We start from the raw sequence: 18,289 nt of genomic DNA on the forward strand, positions 1-18,289 counted from the left end.
CCGCCGCGGGACGGACGTCCTGCGGCGGCCGCGGGCCGTCCGGGGTCGGTCGCGCCCGGTCGCGCCCGGGCGGCGGAGCCTCGACGGGGGCGCAGCCCGGCGCGCCTGAGGCGTCTCACCTGGACGCTCCTCTCATGAAGCCGTTGTAGATGTACTTCTGCAGGGCCAGGAAGACGATCAGGGTCGGCAGGATCACGAGGACGGCTCCCGCCGAGATCGTTTCCCAGTGGGCGGAGTAGGGGCCCTTGAAGCGGAACAGGGACGTCGAGATCACGCCAAGATCCTGCGAGGGCATGTAGAGGAAGGGGATGTAGAAGTCGTTGTAGACGGCGATCCCCTTCACGATGACGACCGTCGCGATCGCCGGTTTCAGCAGCGGGAAAATGATCTTGCGGTAGACGGTGAAGGCGTCGGCGCCGTCGAGGCGGGCCGCCTCGTCGACTGGGGGTGGGAGGAGCGGCTCGGCGGGGACTCGTGGGGGGAGGGCTACTACCTGGGTCTGCTGCCGCGGGTGGTGGCCGAGCTGGATCCGACGCGGCCGTACACGGCGGGCAGCCCCTGGTCGGGGTCGTGGGCGCGGCATCCGAACGACCCGGCGCACGGCACGCACCACTCCTGGGAGGTGTGGAACCGGGAGGACTACGCCGACTACCGGCTCGATGTGCCGCGGTTCGTCGCCGAGTTCGGCTGGCAGGCGCCGCCCGCGTACGCCACCCTGCGGCGTGCCCTTCCGGACGAGGAGCTCGCGGCCGACTCCCCCGGCATGCTGCACCACCAGAAGGCCGAGGACGGCAACGGCAAGCTCCGGCGGGGACTGGAACGGCACTTCGCCCTCCCCGAGGGCGACTTCGACCGCTGGCACTACCTCACGCAGGTCAACCAGGCCCGCGCGGTGGCCGCCGGGATCGAGCACTGGCGCTCCCACTGGCCGGTGTGCGCGGGCACGGTCGTCTGGCAGCTCAACGACTGCTGGCCGGTGACCTCCTGGTCGGCGGTCGACGGCGACGGACGGGAGAAGCCGCTCTACCACGAGCTGCGCCGGCTGTACGCCGACCGGCTGCTGACGCTGCAGCGGCGGGGCGCGGGCCTCGTGGTGGCGGCCGTCAACCAGTCCGCCGAGCGCTGGACGACGGCGTTGTCGCTGCGGCGGATGTCCGTCGAGGGGGAGGTGATCGGGGCGGTGGAGAGTGAAGTCGTGGCGGGGGCGCGGGCGGTGGCCGAGGTGCCGGTGCCGCCGGAGCTGGCTCCGGCCGGGCCGAAGGAGTTCCTGGTCGCCGACGCGTGGGCGTCCCCCGCGCATGGGGGCCCATCCCGCTCGGGCGACGCCGGGAGCGGGGCGGGCGCCGAGGACGGGGCAGGGCTGCGGGCCCTGTACTTCGCGGTGCCGGACCGTGACGTCGCCTGTCCGGCGCCGGAGTTCGACGTGACCCTGGTACCGGGGGGTGTCGAGGTGGGCGCCCGCACCCTCGTACGGGACCTGCTGCTGCAGGCCGACCGGCTGGATCCGAGGGCGCGGGCCGACCGCGGGCTCGTCACGTTGCTTCCGGGTGAACGGGTGACCATCGGGGTCGAGGGCTGGGAGACTCCGGATGCCGACGCCGCCCGTGCCGCGCTGTACTGCCAGGAGCCCGCTCGATGACAGCCTCCCCGTCCCCTCGCGTCACCATCAAGGACGTCGCCGCACGCGCCGGCGTGTCCAAGGGCGCCGTCTCGCTCGCCTTCAACCACAAACCGGGGCTGTCGGAGGCGACCCGGGACCGTATCTTCGCGGCGGCGCGGGAGCTGGGCTGGGAACCGAACCTGACCGCGCGGTCGCTGTCGAGTTCGCGCGTGGACGTGGTGGGGCTCGCGATCTGCCGGCCGGCGCGGATGCTGGGGCTGGAGCCGTTCTACATGGAGTTCGTCTCCGGGGTGGAGAGCGTGCTGACCGAGCACTCCTGCTCGCTGCTGCTGCGGCTGGTGCGCAGCCTGGAGGAGGAGGTCGGGCTCCAGGAGTCGTGGTGGCGCGGTCGGCAGATCGGCGGGTCGATCCTGGTGGACTTCCGGGCCGACGATCCCCGGGTGGCGGCGGCGGAGCGGCTGGGGATGCCGGTGGTGGCGGTGGGGCACCCCTCGTTGACCGGGAGTCTGACGTCCGTGTGGACCGACGACGCCACCGCCGTGGCGGAGGCCGTGCGGTATCTGGCCGCGCTGGGGCACCGCCGTGTCGCACGGGTCGGGGGTGCGGCCGCGCTCGGGCACACGGCGATCCGGACGGCCGCGTTCGACGCGGCGGCGCGGAGTCTGGGGCTGGCCGGGGCGTGGCAGGTGGCGACGGACTACTCCGGGGAGGCGGGGGCGCGGGCGACCCGGTCGATGCTGACCGCCGCGCCGCCGGACCGTCCGACGGCGATCGTCTACGACAACGACATCATGGCCGTGGCGGGGCTGTCGGTGGCGGCCGAGATGGGGTTGTCGGTGCCGCGGGACGTCTCCCTGCTGGCCTGGGACGACTCCCAGCTGTGCCGGCTGACCCATCCCACGCTGTCCGCGATGAGCCACGACGTGCACGGGTTCGGGGCGGAGGTGGCGCGCACGCTGTTCGGGGTGATCACCGGGGAGGGGCCGGGGTCGCATCCCGTGCCGACGCCGGTGCTCACGCCACGCGGTTCGACCGCTCCCCCGAAGGTGTGACCTTCACCGCTTGGCCCTCCCGGACTGGGCAGCTACGTTACCCACAAGTAGCATGGGTTCTGAGCGCGCGCTCAGCGCTTGCGTGTCGCAGCAGTGCCACCCCGCACCCTGGAGGAGAGCCATCGTGCCTCGTACCGTCAGGGACGTCGTCTTCGTCGACGGCGTCCGTACCCCGTTCGGCAAGGCGGGCCCGAAGGGCATCTACCACGAGACCCGCGCCGACGACCTCGTCGTGAAGGCGATCCGGGAGCTGCTGCGCCGCAACCCCGGCCTCGACCCCAAGAAGATCGACGAGGTCGCCATCGCCGCGACCACGCAGATCGGCGACCAGGGCCTCACCATCGGCCGCACCGCCGGAATCCTGGCCGGTCTCCCCCAGTCGGTCCCCGGATACTCCATCGACCGCATGTGCGCCGGCGCCCTGACCGCCGTCACCACGGTCGCCGGCTCCGTCGCCTTCGGCGCGTACGACGTCGCCGTCGCGGGCGGTGTCGAGCACATGGGCCGCCACCCGATGGGCGAGGGCGTCGACCCGAACCCGCGCTTCGTCAGCGAGAAGCTGGTCGACGAGTCCGCGCTGTTCATGGGTATGACCGCGGAGAACCTGCACGACCGCTACCCGCACATCACCAAGCTGCGCGCCGACGAGTACGCCGTGCGCTCCCAGGAGAAGGCCGCCAAGGCGTACGCCAACGGCAAGATCCAGGCCGACCTGGTGCCGATCTCCGTGCGCCGCACGAACCCCGAGGGCGGCGAGACGGGCTGGGGCCTGGTCACCGCCGACGAGCCGATGCGCCCGGGCACCACCCTGGAGAACCTGCAGGGCCTCAAGACACCGTTCCGTGTGCACGGCCGGGTCACCGCGGGCAACGCGGCCGGTCTCAACGACGGCGCCACCGCCTCCCTCATCGCGTCCGAGGACTTCGCCCGCGCGAACGACCTCCCGGTGAAGATGCGCCTCGTCTCCTACGCCTTCGCGGGCGTGGAGCCGGAGGTCATGGGCTACGGCCCGATCCCGGCCACGGAGAAGGCCCTCGCGCAGGCGGGTCTGTCCATCTCCGACATCGGTCTCTTCGAGATCAACGAGGCCTTCGCCGTCCAGGTCCTGGCCTTCCTCGACCACTACGGCATCGCCGACGACGACGCGCGCGTCAACCAGTACGGCGGCGCCATCGCCTTCGGTCACCCGCTGGCCTCCTCCGGCGTCCGCCTGATGACGCAGCTGGCCCGCCAGTTCGAGGAGCAGCCGCACGTCCGCTACGGCCTGACCACCATGTGCGTCGGCTTCGGCATGGGCGCGACGGTCATCTGGGAGAACCCGCACTTCGAGGGGGACAAGTGAGCACCACCGCTGAGCTGCTGAAGGGCGCGGCCGAGCTGTTCCCGGACGAGGTCGTCACGACCGCGCACGTACGCCACTTCGACCTGCCGCTGGGTGCGGGGCGCTTCGCCCTGATCACCCTCGACAACGGTCACGACCACACCAAGCCGACCACCTTCGGCCCGCAGTCCCTCGCGAACCTCAACACCGCGATCGACCAGGTGGAGAAGGAGGCCGCGGACGGCGAGATCGTCGGTGTCGGCATCACCGGCAAGCCGTTCATCTTCGCGGTCGGCGCCGACCTCAAGGGCGTCGAACTGCTGAAGGAGTGGGACCACGCCTACGCCATCGGCAAGGGCGGCCACGACGTCTTCAAGCGCCTCGCGGGCATCGCGGTGCCGACCTTCGCGTACTACAACGGCGCGGCCATGGGCGGCGGCGTCGAGGTCGGCCTGCACTGCACCTACCGCACGGTGTCCGCGGCCCTGCCCGCCTTCTCGCTCCCCGAGGTCTTCCTCGGCCTGGTGCCCGGATGGGGCGGCTGCACCCTGCTGCCGAACCTGATCGGCGCGGAGAAGGCGGTCTCGGTGATCATCGAGAACTCGCTCAACCAGAACAAGCAGCTCAAGGGCAAGCAGGTCTACGAACTCGGGATCGCCGACGCGCTCTTCGAGGGCGCCGACTTCCTGGAGCAGTCGCTGATCTGGACGGCGTCCGTCCTCAAGGGCGAGATCGTCGTCGACCGCCCGGTCATCGACCGCGGCGAGGCCTGGGACCAGGCCGTCGCCAAGGGCCGCTTCATCGCCGACAGCAAGGTGCACGGCGCGGCCCCGGCCGCCTACCGCGCGCTGGACATCATCGCCGCCGCCAAGAACGGCGACCTCCAGCAGGGCTACGACGCCGAGGACAAGGCGCTCGCCGACCTCATCATGGGCGGTGAACTGCGTGCCGGCATCTACGCCTTCAACCTGGTGCAGAAGCGCGGCAAGCGCCCGGCCGGCGCCCCGGACAAGTCGCTGGCCCGTCCGGTCACCAAGGTCGGCGTCGTCGGCGCCGGCCTGATGGCCTCCCAGCTCGCGCTGCTGTTCCTGCGCCGCCTCGAGGTGCCGGTCGTGCTGACCGACATCGACCAGGAGCGCGTCGACAAGGGTGTGGGCTACGTCCACGCCGAGATCGACAAGCTGCTCGGCAAGGGCCGCATCAACCAGGACAAGGCCAACCGCCTCAAGGCGCTGGTCTCCGGCGTCCTGGACAAGGCCGAGGGCTTCGCGGACGCGGACTTCATCATCGAGGCCGTGTTCGAGGAGATCGGCGTCAAGCAGCAGGTGTTCGCGGAGGTCGAGGCGGTCGCCCCGGCGCACGCGATCCTCGCCACCAACACGTCCTCGCTGTCGGTGTCGGAGATGGCGTCGAAGCTCCGGCACCCCGAGCGGGTCGTGGGCTTCCACTTCTTCAACCCGGTCGCCGTCCTGCCGCTGCTGGAGATCGTCCGCGGCGAGAAGACCGACGACGCCTCCCTGGCCACGGCGTTCGCCGTCGCCAAGAAGCTGAAGAAGACCGCGGTCCTGGTGAAGGACGCCCCGGCGTTCGTCGTGAACCGCATCCTCACCCGCTTCATGGGCGAGGTCCAGAACGTCATCGACGAGGGCACTCCGGTCGAGGTCGCGGAGAAGGCGGTCGAGCCGCTGGGCCTGCCGATGTCCCCGCTGGTGCTGCTGGAGCTGGTCGGCCCGGCCATCGGCCTGCACGTCTCCGAGACGCTCAACCGGGCTTTCCCGGACCGCTTCACGGTCTCCCCGAACCTCAAGGCGGTCGTCGAGGCGGGCAAGCGCGGCTTCTACGTCTACGACAGCGGCAAGCCCGAGCTGGACCCGGAGGTCGCCGCGCTGCTGAAGCAGGGCGACGCGGTCCTCACCGAGGAGCAGGTGCGGGCGCGCGTCCTGGAGGCGGTGGCCCAGGAGATCGGGCTCATGCTCGACGAGGGCGTCGTCGCCGAGGCCCAGGACATCGACCTCTGCCTGATCACCGGCGCCGGCTGGCCCTTCCACCTGGGCGGCATCACGCCGTACCTGGACCGCGAGGGCGTGTCGGAGCGGGTGAACGGCAAGAGGTTCCTCGCCCCGGGCGTGGCGTCGGTTCCGGCGTAACCACCGCACCACGACAGCGAAGAGGGCCTCCGCCGGTATGGCCGAGGCCCTCTTCCTCATCCGTCGCTCTGCTGCTCGGCCGCTTCCAGCCGTGCCCTGAGCTCGGCGTTCTCCGCCTCCAGCAGGGCGATGCGCTTGCGGGCGAAGTACAGCTCCATGACGGCGTCGTGGAACTCGGAGATCAGTTCTTCGGGGGTCAGTTGCATGGTGTGGGGCCCCTTACGCCGGCGCGATCCGGGTGGGCGTGCCGTTGCCACCCTTCCAGTACAGGGCGCCGTCCTGGGCGTAGAGGGAGCCGCCGCCGAGCGCGGCGGGCGCGTTCGAGGGTACGGCGGTGACGTCCGCGAGACGTACGGCGCCCTCGGCGAGGATGGCCGAGGCGGCGTCCTGGGCACGCTGGACGACGTGGAGCTGGGACTGGGGCGTGGCGCCACGGGCTATGCCGACGCCGATCCGGCCGGTGCCCTTGACGATGAAGTCGTCGAGTCCGTCGTTGTTGCGCAGGGCGATCAGGGCGCCCTTGGTGGGCTTGCCGGGGTCCGAGTACACGTAGATGCCCTGCGCGGCCGTACCGGCGGTCTGGAGGTTGATGGAGAGACCGGAGGCGTTGGCGTCCGAGCCGTCGGCGTAGCCGACGTGCGCGATCTTCACGGTTCCGCGCCCGGTCTCCACGCCGGTCACGTACATCGCCGAGTCCTGAGGGTTGTCGGAGGTGACGTTCAGGGCCACGGACTGACCCGAGGTGGCCTTGTGGTTGATGATGACGGTGTGCGCCGTCGTCGAGGTGCCGTAGAACTGGGCCGGCGAGGTGTAAAGGGTGTACTCGCCGTCGGCGGCCGCCTCCGTGCCGGCCGCGACGGTGACCGCGCCGGCGGTGAAGGCGCCGAGGAACACTCTTCGTCCCACTGCCATGGATGAACTCGCTTTCCGTGTCGTCGTGTCGGACCGCCCTGAGCGGTGTGAGGATCATGTGATCACCTCTTACGAGACGAGCACAATGGGGTACCTCAGCAGCGCCTTCGGCGACGCCCTTGCACGTCCCCTCCACCAGCGGGTACTTGAGGCGGTCGGGGCCCTGAGCTGCTGCACCACCTCGCCCGAGTACCTCGCGTCGAGCAGGCCGGCGGCGGCCTCCGTGGGGTCCGGCGGCCGGCAGTGGATCAGGCTGACGGCGTGACGGGCGCGGGGCCGTCGGTGCGGCCCGCGGACGATGTGGGCAGGCGGCGTCGGCCCCCGCTCACACCTCCTCCCACGCCCTCAGCGCGAGCCCCGGCTCGTCCTTGCGGCGGGTGACGAGGAGACGGCCGGTCGACGGGGAGAGGGTGGCCGCGACCACCCGGTCCTCGTGGTCCTTCGCCAGCGCCACCCGGGCGTCGTCGGGGAGTCGGGGTCCGGACTCGGTCCACCAGGCGCCGGCGGTCTCCTCCTCGGTGGGGTAGGCGGCGAAGGCCACCCGGCCGTTCGCGGAGCGCTGGGCGAGCAACGTGCAGTCGTGGCCGTCCAGTTCGCAGCGGACGGCGGCCACCGGGCCGGGGCCGGCGGCGGCGAGCAGCGGGACGGGCTTGCCGCCGGGGCGCCAGGCGCAGACCTCACCGGACTCGTCGTCGGTGAAGAAGAGGGTGGTGTGCTCGGGGGAGGTGGCCAGGGCCCGCAGGGTGCCGGGGCGGACCGCCGCCTCCAGGGGCTCCTCCCGCACCGGAACGGCGCCCGGCTCCGCCTGCCGCCAGTGCAGGATCGCGCCGGGGGCGGCGGCGTACGCCTCGACCCGGCCGGACTCCCCCGCCACCGCGACCGGCGGGCCCTGCACGCCCCGCGCCTCCAGAGTGCGCCACGGGTCCCAGCCGCCCTTCTCCTTCTGGGCGACCATGCCGATCCCCGTGGCGGTGTTGCGCACGAAGACGTGCGCCCGCCCCCGGGCGTCCACGGCCACGGCGGGCGTGTCCGTGGCGTCGCCCTTCTTGTCGGGGTGACCGATCGGGGCCCAGTCCAGGGGGGCGAGCAGGGGCCGGAAGTGCGTGGAGTGCACCAGGACCGCCCTCCCGGATCCGGCCGGCCTCCACGACGTCAGGTGGGCGTAACCGTCGGCTCCCTGTCCGACGGCCACGGTCGGCCGCACCTTCTGGTCGCCGCCCACTCTGCGCGGCGGGTCCCAGGGACCGCCCGGAGTGCGTTCCGCCCGGCACAGGACGGCTTCGTCCGACGTCAGGTAGACACTGAGCCGCCCGTCGCGGCCGCGTATGAGCCATTCGCCGTTCACCCGGTCACTGTATGTCGGCGGCCCTCCGCCCACGCCTCCCGGGCCACGCCGGCCCCGGCCCGTGCGACCCTGGGCCGCATGGACCACGACTCCCCCTTGCTGGTGATCGTCGACGCCGCGAACGTCGTCGGGTCGGTGCCCGACGGCTGGTGGCGCGACCGGCGGGGCGCCGCGGAACGGCTCCGCGACCGGCTGGCCGCCCACGGCCTCCCGGGGCACCCCGGCCCCGAGGAGATCGTCCTCGTCGTCGAGGGCGCCGCCCGCGGGGTGGAGCCGGTCCCCGGCGTACGGGTGGAGTCGGCGCCCGGCAGCGGCGACGACCACATCGTCGCCCTGGTCGCCGCGGCCACCGACCGCGCCCGCCTGGTCGTCACGGCGGACCGCGAACTTCGCCACCGCGTGACGGAACTGGGCGCGGAGGTCACCGGACCGCGCTCGGTACGGGGCTGAGGGCGACGAGGCGAAGAGCCCCCGGCCGACGGGGGACGGTGCCCACCGCCCGAGCTCGACGGGCGAGGCCTACGCGGCCGAACGGGACCGGGCAGGTGGTACGAGGACCCACGGGACCGAACGGACCAAGGCCCGACCGGCGAGGCCCACGCAGTCGAACGGACCCCGGCTCGGGGCGAGGACCACGCGGCCCGACGGGCCCCGGCTCACGGCGAGGCCCACGCGGCCGAACGGGACCGGGGCGCTGCCCGCCTGCCAGGTGACGGGTCGGAGGGTCCGGGCCCGTGCCCGGCTGAGGGGTGGCTGGAGCCGATGGGGGCGCGTGCGCGGCCCGGTGCTGCGGTGCTCACCGCCGGGCCTGCGGGGCAGCGCGGGGCGTGGGACGGGGTTCCTGGCGGCCGGGAATGCGGTCCACGCGCGCCGGGAGCCCTGGCACGGCGCGGCCGGGCCGGCGTGGCGAGAAGTCGCCGCGTCCCGCCCGTCGGCCCCGCACCCCCGCCGAAGCGGGACGTGCGGGGCCGGGCGCGGGAGGCCGGAGACGAGGGGCGGGTTCAGTCCATGCCCGGTTCTCCCTTGACCACCTGTTCGACCGTGGTCTCGTGATGGCGGCCGAGACGGCTGTGGGAGTGGCCGTAGAGGAAGTAGACGACGATGCCGATCGCCATCCAGATGGCGAAGCGGATCCAGGTCTCGGCGGGCAGGTTGAGCATGAGCCAGAGGGAGGCGGCCACCGACAGGATCGGGATGAACGGCACCCAGGGGGTGCGGAAGGCCCGGTGCAGGTCCGGGCGGCTCCGGCGGAGGATGATCACGCCGATCGCGACGACCACGAAGGCGAAGAGCGTGCCGATGTTCACCAGCTCGGCGAGCTCGCTCAGAGGCGTGAAGCCGGCGAGGACCGCGATGAGCACGCCGAGCAGGATGGTCGGCCGGTGCGGCGTCTTGAACCGCGGATGGACGTGCGAGAAGAAGCGCGGAAGCAGCCCGTCGCGGCTCATCGCGAAGAAGACCCGGGTCTGGCCGAGCAGAAGGATCATGCATACCGTGGTGAGGCCGACGGCGGCGCCGAAGCTGATGAAGCCCGCGAACCAGGGGTGCCCGGTGGCCTTGAAGGCGTCGGCGAGCGGCGCGGTGATGGACAGATCGCTGTAGTGCTGCATGCCGGTCACGACGATCGACACCAGTACGTACAGCGCCGTGCAGATGAAGAGCGAGCCGAGGATGCCGCGGGGCATGTCCCGCTGCGGGTTCCTGGTCTCCTCGGCGGCCGTGGCGACGACGTCGAAGCCGATGAAGGCGAAGAAGACGACCGAGGCGGCGGTGAAGATGCCCATCACGCCGAAGTTGGACGGCGCCCAGCCGAACATCAGCTGGATGAGCGGGGACTGGAGACTGTCGCCCGCGGGCACCTCCTTCGCCTTCGGGATGAACGGGTCGTAGTTGTCCCCGTTGATGAGGAAGGCGCCCGCGACGATCACGGTCAGGACGACCGTCACCTTGATGGCGACGACGATCGAGGTGACCCGCGCGGAGAGCTTCGTGCCGAGCACGAGGATGCCGGTGAGCACCAGGACCAGCAGCGCGGCAAGGATGTCGAAGCCGAAGCCCTCGGCCGCGTCCCGGCTGCCCAGCGTGGCCGGCAGGTGGATCCCCGCGTTGTCCAGCAGCGAGTGGATGTACCCCGACCAGCCGACGGCCACCACCGCCGTGCCGAGCGCGAATTCCAGGACCAGGTCCCAGCCGATGATCCAGGCGGGCAGTTCCCCGAGGGAGGCGTACGAGAAGGTGTACGCGGAGCCCGCCACCGGGACGGTGGAGGCGAACTCGGCGTAGCAGAGCGCGGCCAGCGCGCAGACGACTCCGGAGACGACGAAGGCGAGGGCGACGGCCGGGCCCGCGTTGTTCTTGGCCACGGTGCCGGTCAGGACGAAGATCCCGGTGCCGATGATGACGCCGACGCCGAAGACGGTCAGGTCGAGCGCGGACAGGGATTTCTTGAGCGCGTGCTCTGGCTCCTCGGTGTCGAGGATGGACTGCTCGACCTTTTTCGTCCGGAAGAGGGTACTGCTCACGGGCTTACCTCCCACGCTGCGTCGTCCTCGACATGATCGAGAGGGGCCCAGTGCGTATGCCCCGGCGCGGGCTTGTTCACGCGGAACGGGCCGGTCGCGCCACTTCTCACGGTGGCACAACCGGCCCGTTCGGGCATGTCCGTCCTGTCAGTCGCGGGCCGGCTCCACCGAGTCGACCTCGGCCGCCGCGCTGCCGTACCGTCCGTCCAGCTTGGAGACCAGACCGGTGACCTGACGGGCGATGTCGGGGGCGGTCAGCCCGATCTCCGCCATGACCTCCGCGCGGGAGGCGTGGTCGAGGAAGCGCGGCGGGATGCCGAAGTCGCGCAGCGGGACGTCGACGCCGGCGTCGCGCAGGGCCTGCGCGATCGCGGAGCCGACCCCGCCGACGCGGGAGTTGTCCTCGACGGTGACGACCACCCGGTGCCGCTCGGCGAGCGGGGCCATGGCCTCGTCGACGGGCTTGACCCAGCGGGGGTCGACGACGGTCGTGGAGATGCCCTGCTGGTCGAGGAGGCCGGCGATCTCCAGGCACATCGGCGCCAGGGCGCCCACCGAGACCAGCAACACGTCGGGCCGGTCCGTCCCGGGCTCCCGCAGCACGTCCATGCCGCCCACCCGGCCCACGGCGGGTACGGCGGGGCCGACGGCGCCCTTGGAGAAGCGGACGACGGTCGGGGCGTCGTCGACCTCGACGGCCTCGCGCAGCTGGGCGCGGACCTGGTCGGCGTCGCGCGGCGCGGCCAGCCTGAGCCCCGGCACGACCTGCAGGATCGACATGTCCCACATGCCGTTGTGGGAGGCGCCGTCGGTGCCGGTGATGCCGGCCCGGTCCAGGACGAACGTCACCCCGCACTTGTGGAGGGCCACGTCCATCAGGACCTGGTCGAAGGCCCGGTTGAGGAAGGTGGCGTAGACGGCGAAGACGGGGTGCACGCCCGCGTGTGCCAGGCCCGCCGCGGAGACGGCGCCGTGCTGCTCGGCGATGCCGACGTCGTACACCCGCTCGGGGAAGGCCTTGGCGAACTTGTCCAGGCCCACCGGCTGGAGCATGGCGGCGGTGATGGCGACGATGTCCTCGCGCTCCTCGCCGAGCTTGACCATCTCGTCGCCGAAGACGGAGGTCCAGTCGGCGCCGGAGGTGGAGATGGGCAGGCCGGTGTCGGGGTGGATCTTGCCGACGGCGTGGAAACGGTCGGCCTCGTCCTGGAGGGCGGGCTGGTAGCCGCGGCCCTTCTCGGTGAGGCAGTGCACGATGACGGGACCGCCGAACCGCTTGGCGCGCGCCAGCGCCGACTCCAGGGCCTCGATGTCGTGTCCGTCGATCGGGCCGACGTACTTCAGGCCGAGGTCCTCGAACATGCCCTGCGGCGCGATGAAGTCCTTCAGGCCCTTCTTGGCGCCGTGCAGGGTCTCGTACAGCGGCTTTCCGACGACCGGGGTGCGGTCGAGGATCTCCTTGGTGCGGGCGAGGAAGCGCTCGTAGCCGTCGGTCGTGCGCAGGGTCGCCAGGTGGTTGGCGAGGCCGCCGATGGTCGGGGCGTAGGAGCGCTCGTTGTCGTTGACGACGATGACGAGCGGGCGGTCCTTGGCCTCGGCGATGTTGTTCAGCGCCTCCCAGGCCATACCGCCGGTCAGCGCGCCGTCACCGATCACCGCGACGACGTGACTGTCGCGTTTGAGGAGCTGGTTGGCCTTGGCGATGCCGTCGGCCCAGCCGAGCACCGTGGAGGCGTGGCTGTTCTCGATGACGTCGTGCTCGGACTCGGCCTGGGAGGGGTAGCCGGACAGACCGCCCTTCATCTTCAGCTTGGAGAAGTCCTGCCGCCCGGTGAGCAGTTTGTGCACGTAGGACTGGTGGCCGGTGTCCCACAGCACCTTGTCCTTCGGCGACTCGAAGACACGGTGGAGGGCGATGGTGAGCTCGACCACGCCGAGGTTGGGGCCGAGGTGGCCGCCGGTCTTGGAGACGGCGTCGACGAGGAAGGTCCGGAGTTCCTCTGCCAGCTGGTCCAGCTCCTCCAGGCTGAGCCGGTCCAGATCGCGCGGTCCCCTGATGCGGGTCAGCAGCGGCACCCGTGCCTCCTTGCAGTAGAGCTGATCGAGCTGTTGCCGGGCTCGTCGAGTCTAATGTTCCGCCCCGGCGCCCGGCGCCCGGCCCGTACGTCATACGTCACGGATCGGCCGTACCCAGGATGGGCCATTGCTATGACAGGCCTGTGCCCGGCACCGTTTCGGTGCCGGGCACAGGCGGATACCTCAGGCGCTCCCGCGACCGTCAGCCGCGGCCCGCGGCCTTCTGGCTCTTGCGCGAGACGGAGTCGATGACGACCGCGCCGAGCAGAACACCACCGGTGATCATGTACTGGATCGAGGTGTTCATGTTCAGCAGGTCGAGACCGGTCTGGATGGACTGGATGACCAGCATGCCCAGGAGGGCGGACCAGACGGTGCCGCGACCGCCGAAGAGGCTGGTGCCGCCGATGACGGCCGCCGCGATGGCGAGCATCAGCGTGTTGCCGCCACCGGCGCTGAGCGTGGCGCTCGCGGTCTGACCGGCGAAGAACATGCCGCCGACCGCCGCGAAGCCGCCGGAGATGGCGAACACGGTGATGCGGATCATCGGCACGTTGATACCGGCACGGCGGGCGGCCTCGATGCCACCGCCGACCGCGAACACCTTGCGGCCGTACGTCGTCCGACGGAGCACGAAGTCGACGATCACCAGGGCGGCCAGGAAGATCACCAGCGCGTTGGAGACGCCGGCGGAGTTGTTCAGCACCGCGGCGGCGGCGAAGGACGCGACCGCCAGCAGACCGACGCGCAGCAGGATCTCGCTGGTGGGCCGGAACGGCACACCAGCGGCCCGGCGGCGGCGCTGTTCGCCGAAGTTGCCGACGAGGGTCAGCACGACGCCGAGGCCGGCCAGCAGGTAGGCGCCGATGATGGCCTGGTCCATGAAGAAGGAGCTCTGGCCGAGCAGGTGGATCGGCCCGTCCTCCGAGGGGATGTTGATGGTGCCGCTGGAGCCCAGCAGCCACAGCATCAGACCGTTCCAGCCGAGGAAACCGGCCAGGGTGACGACGAACGCGGGTACGCCGATCTTGGCGAAGAACCAGCCGTGCAGCGCGCCGATGGCGATACCGGTGAGGATGGTCAGGACCAGCGACAGCCACGGGTTCATGGTGTGGTCCACCACGAACACGGCGAAGAGCGTCGAGGCGAGACCGCTGACGGAACCGACCGACAGGTCGATCTCACCCAGCAGCAGCACGAACACCAGGCCGATGGCGAGCATGCCGGTGGCCGACAGGAAGTAGCTGATGTTGGAGAGGTTGTCGGCGCTCAGGAAGCGGTCGTTCTGGAACTGGAAGATCGTCCAGATGACGATCAGGCCGATGACCACCGGCAGCGAGCCCAGCTCGCCGCCCTTCACCTTGCGCTTGAACTCGGTGACGTAACCCTTGAAGCCCTCTTCGCGGACCAGCAGGCGCGGGTCGACGACGGCGACCGGCGCGGCCGTGGGGTCGTCGGCGGGGGCGACCGTGCTCTGCCCCTCCACGACGCCCTCGGTCTTCTCCACCTTCTCGGCCTTGGTGCTGTCGCTCTTCACGGTCTTGGACGTGTCGCTCACTTTGCCGCCTCCGCGGTGCGACGCCCCGCACGACGGGTGACGGCGTTGTCCGTGGCACCCGTGATCGCGGCGATGATCTCTTCGTGGCTGGTGTCCTTCACGGGGAAGGAGCCGTTGTTCTTGCCCAGGCGCAGTACGGCCACGGTGTCCGCGACCGCCTTGACGTCGGCCATGTTGTGGCTGATGAGGATGACGCCGAGGTCGCGCTCGCGCAGCCGCTCGACCAGGTCGAGGACCTGCGCGGTCTGCTCGACGCCGAGGGCGGCGGTGGGCTCGTCGAGGATGACGACCTTCGGGTCGCCGATCAGGGCGCGGGCGATGGCGACGACCTGGCGCTGGCCGCCGGAGAGGCTCGCGATCGGGATGCGCACGCTCGGGATGCGGATGGAGAGCGTGGACAGCAGCTCGCGGGCGTTCTTCTCCATCGTCACCTCGTCGATGACGCCGCGGTGCAGCAGCTCGCGCCCGAGGTAGAGGTTGCCGACCACATCGAGGTTGTCGCACAGGGCGAGGTCCTGGTAGACGGTCGCGACGCCCAGTCCCTGGGCGTCGTGCGGCTTGGTGATGCTGACCGGCTTGCCCTGCCACTCGATGACGCCCTCATCGATGGGGTGGACACCTGCGATCGTCTTGACCAGGGTCGACTTTCCTGCGCCGTTGTCGCCCACCAGGGCGACGACTTCTCCGGCGTGGACCTCCAGATCGACGTCGGTGAGTGCCTGGACCGCACCGAATCGCTTGGAGACTCCGCGCAACGCCAGCACGGGCGTAGCGGACACGTGAACCATCTCCTTCGCCGCCTGACCGGCGGGGATGCCGCGCTGTGGGAAAGGCGCGGAGGGGTGTGCGTGATGCGCGCGGCCGCGGCGTCGACGCACGAGGTTTACAAGATGAACATGCGCGAGTCCACTGCGCTTGGCAACGGTTCCGTCCTGGGTGACGGTTCCGTCCGACGCCCGCCCCGGCAGCGGGGTGTGAAAGGCGGGGCAGGCGTCGGCGGGGTCTCGCGGGACCGCCCGGCGGCGGTCGGGGCCCGGGTCCGAGCGGGACCCGGGCCGGCTGCGCGTCGTGCGCGTTACTGCAGGCCGGCGGCCTTGCAGGCGGCGGCGTACTCGGCGGTGCAGATCTCCTGGACCGTGTACAGCTTGTCCTTGATCACCGTGTCCTTGATGTTGGCCTTGGTGACGGAGACCGGGGTCAGCAGCTGGGAGGGCACCTTGTCGCCGGAGCCGCTGGTCAGCGTGGTGGTGGCCAGGGACTTGATGTCCTTGCCCTCCAGCAGGTTGACCGCGAGCTGGGCGGCGGCGTCCGCCTCCGGCTTGAAGGCCTTGTAGACGGTGGAGGACTGGGTGCCCGCGACGATGCGCTGGATGCCCGCGAGCTCCGCGTCCTGACCGGTCAGCGGGATGCCGCTGATGCCGGCGCCCTTGAGGGTGTTGGCGATGCCACCGGCCATGCCGTCGTTGGCGGAGTAGACGCCCGCGATGTTCTTCGCGCCCAGCTGGGTGATCGCGGCGGACATCTTCTGGGCGGCGACGGTGTCCTTCCACAGGCCGGACTGCTCGTAGGCGATCGTGACCTTGCCGTCGAGGGCCTTGTGGGCGCCTTCCTTGAACTGGCCGGCGTTCGGGTCGGCGTCGTCACCGTTGATCATGACGATCTTCGACGCGGGGGTGGCCTTGGCGCCGAGGGAGGCGAGCAGGGCCTGGCCCTGGAGCTCGCCGACCTTGACGTTGTCGAAGGAGACGTAGGCGGAGACCGGGCCCTGGGCGAGGCGGTCGTACGCGACGACCTTGACGCCCTTGCTCACCGCGGACTGGATGGAGGACTTGATCGCGGCGGAGTCCTGCGCGGAGACCACGATGACCTTGACGCCCTTGGTCACCATGCTGCTCATCTGCTGGGCCTGCTTGGCCGGGTCGGCCGCGGCGTTCGCGTACTGGACGTCGCAGTCGGAGCAGAGTTCCTTGACCTTGGCCTCGAAGAGCGGCTTGTCGAACTTCTCGTAACGAGCGGTGACGCTGTCGGGGAGCAGCAGGCCGATCGACTTGCTGTCCGAGCTGCTGCTGCCGGAGTCGTCGTCGCCCGCCTTGCCGCACGCGGCAATCGACAGGGCCATGGAAGCGGCGGTGGCGCCGATCACGACTCTACGCATCGTTGCGTTCATTGGGTTGTGCCTCCCTGACAGGGCCGCAGCGCTGCGGCCGAGGTGGCAGGAAGTCAACTCGGCCACACGTGCGACGTCAAGAAGTAAATACTTAACGAGATGGCAACGGGGTCATTCGTTTTCTAAGTGAAGGCGGGTGCCGCGGTCGGCAAAGTGCCGTCCAAAAGTGTCGAATCGCCCATCTCGCTGAGCGCGAGAGCGAGCGCGCCGAGCACCTCCGCACGGCCTCCAAGTGCCCCGGGGAGAACGGAGAGTTGCCGTGCGGCGCTGGGGATCGCGTAGCGGCCGACGGACTCCCTGATCGGCCCGAGCACCAGCTCACCGGCCTCGGCGAGGTCACCGCCGAGTACCACCCTGCTCGGGTTCAACAGGTTGCAGAGATTGGCGACTCCGCTGCCGACATGGCGCCCGACGTCGGCGATCACCCGGCGGCAGCCGGGGTCGCCGTCCCGGGCCAGCCGCACCACGCCCTCCATCGTGAGATCGGTGCCGTGGCTGGACTGCAGGAGCGGCAGGACGTACCGCGCGGCCGCGAAGGTCTCCAGGCAGCCCCGGTTGCCGCAGCGGCAGACGGGACCGGACTCGTCGAGCGTGATGTGCCCGATCTCCCCCGCCGTTCCGCCGGGGCCCCGGTAGATCTTCCCGTCGATCACCAGACCGGCGCCGACACCGCTCGCGACCTTGATGTAAGCAAGATCACGTACGCCTCTTCCACTGCCCCAGACCATCTCGCCGAGGGCGCCGAGGTTGGCGTCGTTGTCCACGTGGACGGGCACTCCGAGCCGGCCCCGCAACTCCTCGGCGGGGCGGGTGCCGATCCAGCCGGGCAGGATGGCGGAGGACCCGAGCGTGCCGGACTCCACGTCGATGGGCCCGGGCACGCCGAGCCCCACGCCGGCGACTTTCGTACGATCGACTCCAGTGGCCTCGATCAGGCGGTTGACCAGCTGTTCCGCCCGGTCGAAGCCCTGGGTGGAGGAGGCGTCCACGTCGAGCGGCTCGGACTCCTCGGCGAGGACCTGATGGGCGAGGTTGCCGATCGCGACCCGGAGGTGCGTATGGCCGAAGTCGACCCCGATGACGATGCCGGCGTCACCACTGAGACTGACGCTGCGGGCCCTGCGCCCGCCCGCCGAAGTGGGCGTGACCTCGACCGTTCCGCCGTCCTTCAGTTCCCGCACGATGTTGGAGACGGTCGCCGCGGACAGGCCCGTCGTCCGGGCGATCTCCGCCTGGGTGAGGGACCCGGCCAGACGCACGGCCCGTACGACTCGCTCCAGGTTGGCTCGGTGCAGCGACGACTGCGACCCCGGAGTCTCCACGACGACCTCCTGCGCGCGGGACCGCATCGATGAGGCCCCGTCCATGTCCAACTAGTGAACTCTAAGCTGAGCTGTTCGGGTCGCCTCCCGTCAAGAGGTTGAACAGCATCCGCACGGTCGAACAAGCGCGCGCTTGGTATCGGGCCCCGGTGTCGCGGGGTGTACAGGACCGGTCGCGGACGGTCGGGACCGGGCTTCACGGATTGTGGGGGCGGCGGCCGGCGAGGACCCGGGTCCGGGGCCCTG

The 18,289-nt window shown here is 70.9% G+C and carries 13 protein-coding genes and 2 pseudogenes; 5 read left to right on the forward strand and 10 right to left on the reverse strand.

Translation table 11 applies throughout. The features are described 5' to 3' along the window. Window positions 1-115: 115 nt before the first annotated feature. Window positions 116-454, reverse strand: a pseudogene (locus ACIHAR_RS17320) (ABC transporter permease subunit); the annotation flags it as partial. Between ACIHAR_RS17320 and ACIHAR_RS17325 the strand changes: the two are divergent. The 4 genes and pseudogenes from ACIHAR_RS17325 to ACIHAR_RS17340 all read left to right on the forward strand — a co-directional run. Further along, window positions 440-1,639: pseudogene (locus tag ACIHAR_RS17325) on the forward strand (glycoside hydrolase family 2 protein); the annotation flags it as partial. The pseudogenes ACIHAR_RS17320 and ACIHAR_RS17325 overlap by 15 nt on opposite strands. Beyond that, window positions 1,636-2,673 (forward strand): LacI family DNA-binding transcriptional regulator, encoded by a 1,038-nt coding sequence (locus ACIHAR_RS17330; RefSeq protein ID WP_365463170.1) that lies wholly within the window; start codon window positions 1,636-1,638, stop codon window positions 2,671-2,673. The pseudogene ACIHAR_RS17325 and the gene ACIHAR_RS17330, both read left to right, overlap by 4 nt. A 124-nt stretch (window positions 2,674-2,797) precedes the next feature. Next, window positions 2,798-4,015 (forward strand): acetyl-CoA C-acyltransferase, encoded by a 1,218-nt coding sequence (locus ACIHAR_RS17335; protein WP_365463167.1) that lies wholly within the window; start codon window positions 2,798-2,800, stop codon window positions 4,013-4,015. Continuing rightward, window positions 4,012-6,141: a 3-hydroxyacyl-CoA dehydrogenase NAD-binding domain-containing protein gene (locus ACIHAR_RS17340; protein ID WP_365463164.1), complete on the forward strand. Its 2,130-nt coding sequence runs from the start codon at window positions 4,012-4,014 to the stop codon at window positions 6,139-6,141. The genes ACIHAR_RS17335 and ACIHAR_RS17340 overlap by 4 nt, the downstream gene beginning before the upstream one ends. A 56-nt stretch (window positions 6,142-6,197) precedes the next feature. Here ACIHAR_RS17340 and ACIHAR_RS17345 read toward each other — a convergent pair whose 3' ends face one another. From ACIHAR_RS17345 to ACIHAR_RS17355, 3 genes are all read right to left on the reverse strand, one after another. Beyond that, entirely contained in the window at window positions 6,198-6,347 is a 150-nt protein-coding gene (locus ACIHAR_RS17345) for a hypothetical protein (protein ID WP_365463162.1), read from the reverse strand. Window positions 6,348-6,360: 13 nt separating this feature from the next. Next, window positions 6,361-7,053 carry a hyaluronoglucosaminidase gene (locus ACIHAR_RS17350; RefSeq protein ID WP_365463159.1) on the reverse strand — a complete coding sequence of 231 codons (693 nt, stop codon included), beginning with the start codon at window positions 7,051-7,053 and terminating at the stop codon, window positions 6,361-6,363. Window positions 7,054-7,378: 325 nt separating this feature from the next. Further along, window positions 7,379-8,398, reverse strand: coding sequence for a hypothetical protein (locus tag ACIHAR_RS17355; RefSeq protein WP_400020147.1), 1,020 nt, complete (start codon window positions 8,396-8,398; stop codon window positions 7,379-7,381). A gap of 78 nt (window positions 8,399-8,476) precedes the next feature. On the opposite strand from ACIHAR_RS17355, the gene ACIHAR_RS17360 reads away from it, so the two are divergent. Beyond that, window positions 8,477-8,848: an NTP pyrophosphohydrolase gene (locus tag ACIHAR_RS17360; RefSeq protein WP_365463150.1), complete on the forward strand. Its 372-nt coding sequence runs from the start codon at window positions 8,477-8,479 to the stop codon at window positions 8,846-8,848. A 551-nt stretch (window positions 8,849-9,399) separates the two neighbouring features. On the opposite strand, the gene ACIHAR_RS17365 is transcribed toward ACIHAR_RS17360, so the two are convergent. From ACIHAR_RS17365 to ACIHAR_RS17390, 6 genes are all read right to left on the reverse strand, one after another. Beyond that, the gene (locus ACIHAR_RS17365; protein WP_400020149.1) at window positions 9,400-10,920 is read right to left on the reverse strand and encodes an amino acid permease; all 1,521 of its coding nucleotides are present in this window, start codon (window positions 10,918-10,920) and stop codon (window positions 9,400-9,402) included. A gap of 147 nt (window positions 10,921-11,067) precedes the next feature. Beyond that, window positions 11,068-12,996, reverse strand: coding sequence for a 1-deoxy-D-xylulose-5-phosphate synthase (dxs, locus tag ACIHAR_RS17370; protein WP_365463144.1), 1,929 nt, complete (start codon window positions 12,994-12,996; stop codon window positions 11,068-11,070). A 202-nt stretch (window positions 12,997-13,198) separates the two neighbouring features. Then, complete coding sequence (locus ACIHAR_RS17375) at window positions 13,199-14,554, reverse strand: sugar ABC transporter permease (protein WP_400020152.1); 1,356 nt, start codon at window positions 14,552-14,554, stop codon at window positions 13,199-13,201. Continuing rightward, window positions 14,551-15,342 carry an ATP-binding cassette domain-containing protein gene (locus ACIHAR_RS17380; RefSeq protein ID WP_365463141.1) on the reverse strand — a complete coding sequence of 264 codons (792 nt, stop codon included), beginning with the start codon at window positions 15,340-15,342 and terminating at the stop codon, window positions 14,551-14,553. Before ACIHAR_RS17380 ends, ACIHAR_RS17375 begins: the two co-directional genes overlap by 4 nt. A gap of 287 nt (window positions 15,343-15,629) precedes the next feature. Continuing rightward, a complete protein-coding gene (locus ACIHAR_RS17385; protein ID WP_365463138.1) occupies window positions 15,630-16,709 on the reverse strand; it encodes a substrate-binding domain-containing protein in 1,080 nt (359 codons plus the stop codon). Window positions 16,710-16,843: 134 nt separating this feature from the next. Next, window positions 16,844-18,043 (reverse strand): ROK family transcriptional regulator, encoded by a 1,200-nt coding sequence (locus tag ACIHAR_RS17390; RefSeq protein ID WP_400020199.1) that lies wholly within the window; start codon window positions 18,041-18,043, stop codon window positions 16,844-16,846. Between the last annotated feature and the right edge of the window lie 246 nt (window positions 18,044-18,289).

The sequence above is a fragment of the Streptomyces sp. NPDC052016 genome (assembly GCF_044548445.1).
Classification (GTDB): Bacteria; Actinomycetota; Actinomycetes; order Streptomycetales; family Streptomycetaceae; genus Streptomyces.

Coding starts and splice junctions, on each gene's coding strand:
- ACIHAR_RS17350 (WP_365463159.1), bottom strand. CDS start 7,053: ATGGCAGTGGGACGAAGAGTGTTCCTCGGCGCCTTCACCGCCGGCGCG.
- ACIHAR_RS17345 (WP_365463162.1), bottom strand. CDS start 6,347: ATGCAACTGACCCCCGAAGAACTGATCTCCGAGTTCCACGACGCCGTC.
- ACIHAR_RS17360 (WP_365463150.1), top strand. CDS start 8,477: ATGGACCACGACTCCCCCTTGCTGGTGATCGTCGACGCCGCGAACGTC.
- ACIHAR_RS17380 (WP_365463141.1), bottom strand. CDS start 15,342: ATGGTTCACGTGTCCGCTACGCCCGTGCTGGCGTTGCGCGGAGTCTCC.
- ACIHAR_RS17385 (WP_365463138.1), bottom strand. CDS start 16,709: ATGCGTAGAGTCGTGATCGGCGCCACCGCCGCTTCCATGGCCCTGTCG.
- ACIHAR_RS17330 (WP_365463170.1), top strand. CDS start 1,636: ATGACAGCCTCCCCGTCCCCTCGCGTCACCATCAAGGACGTCGCCGCA.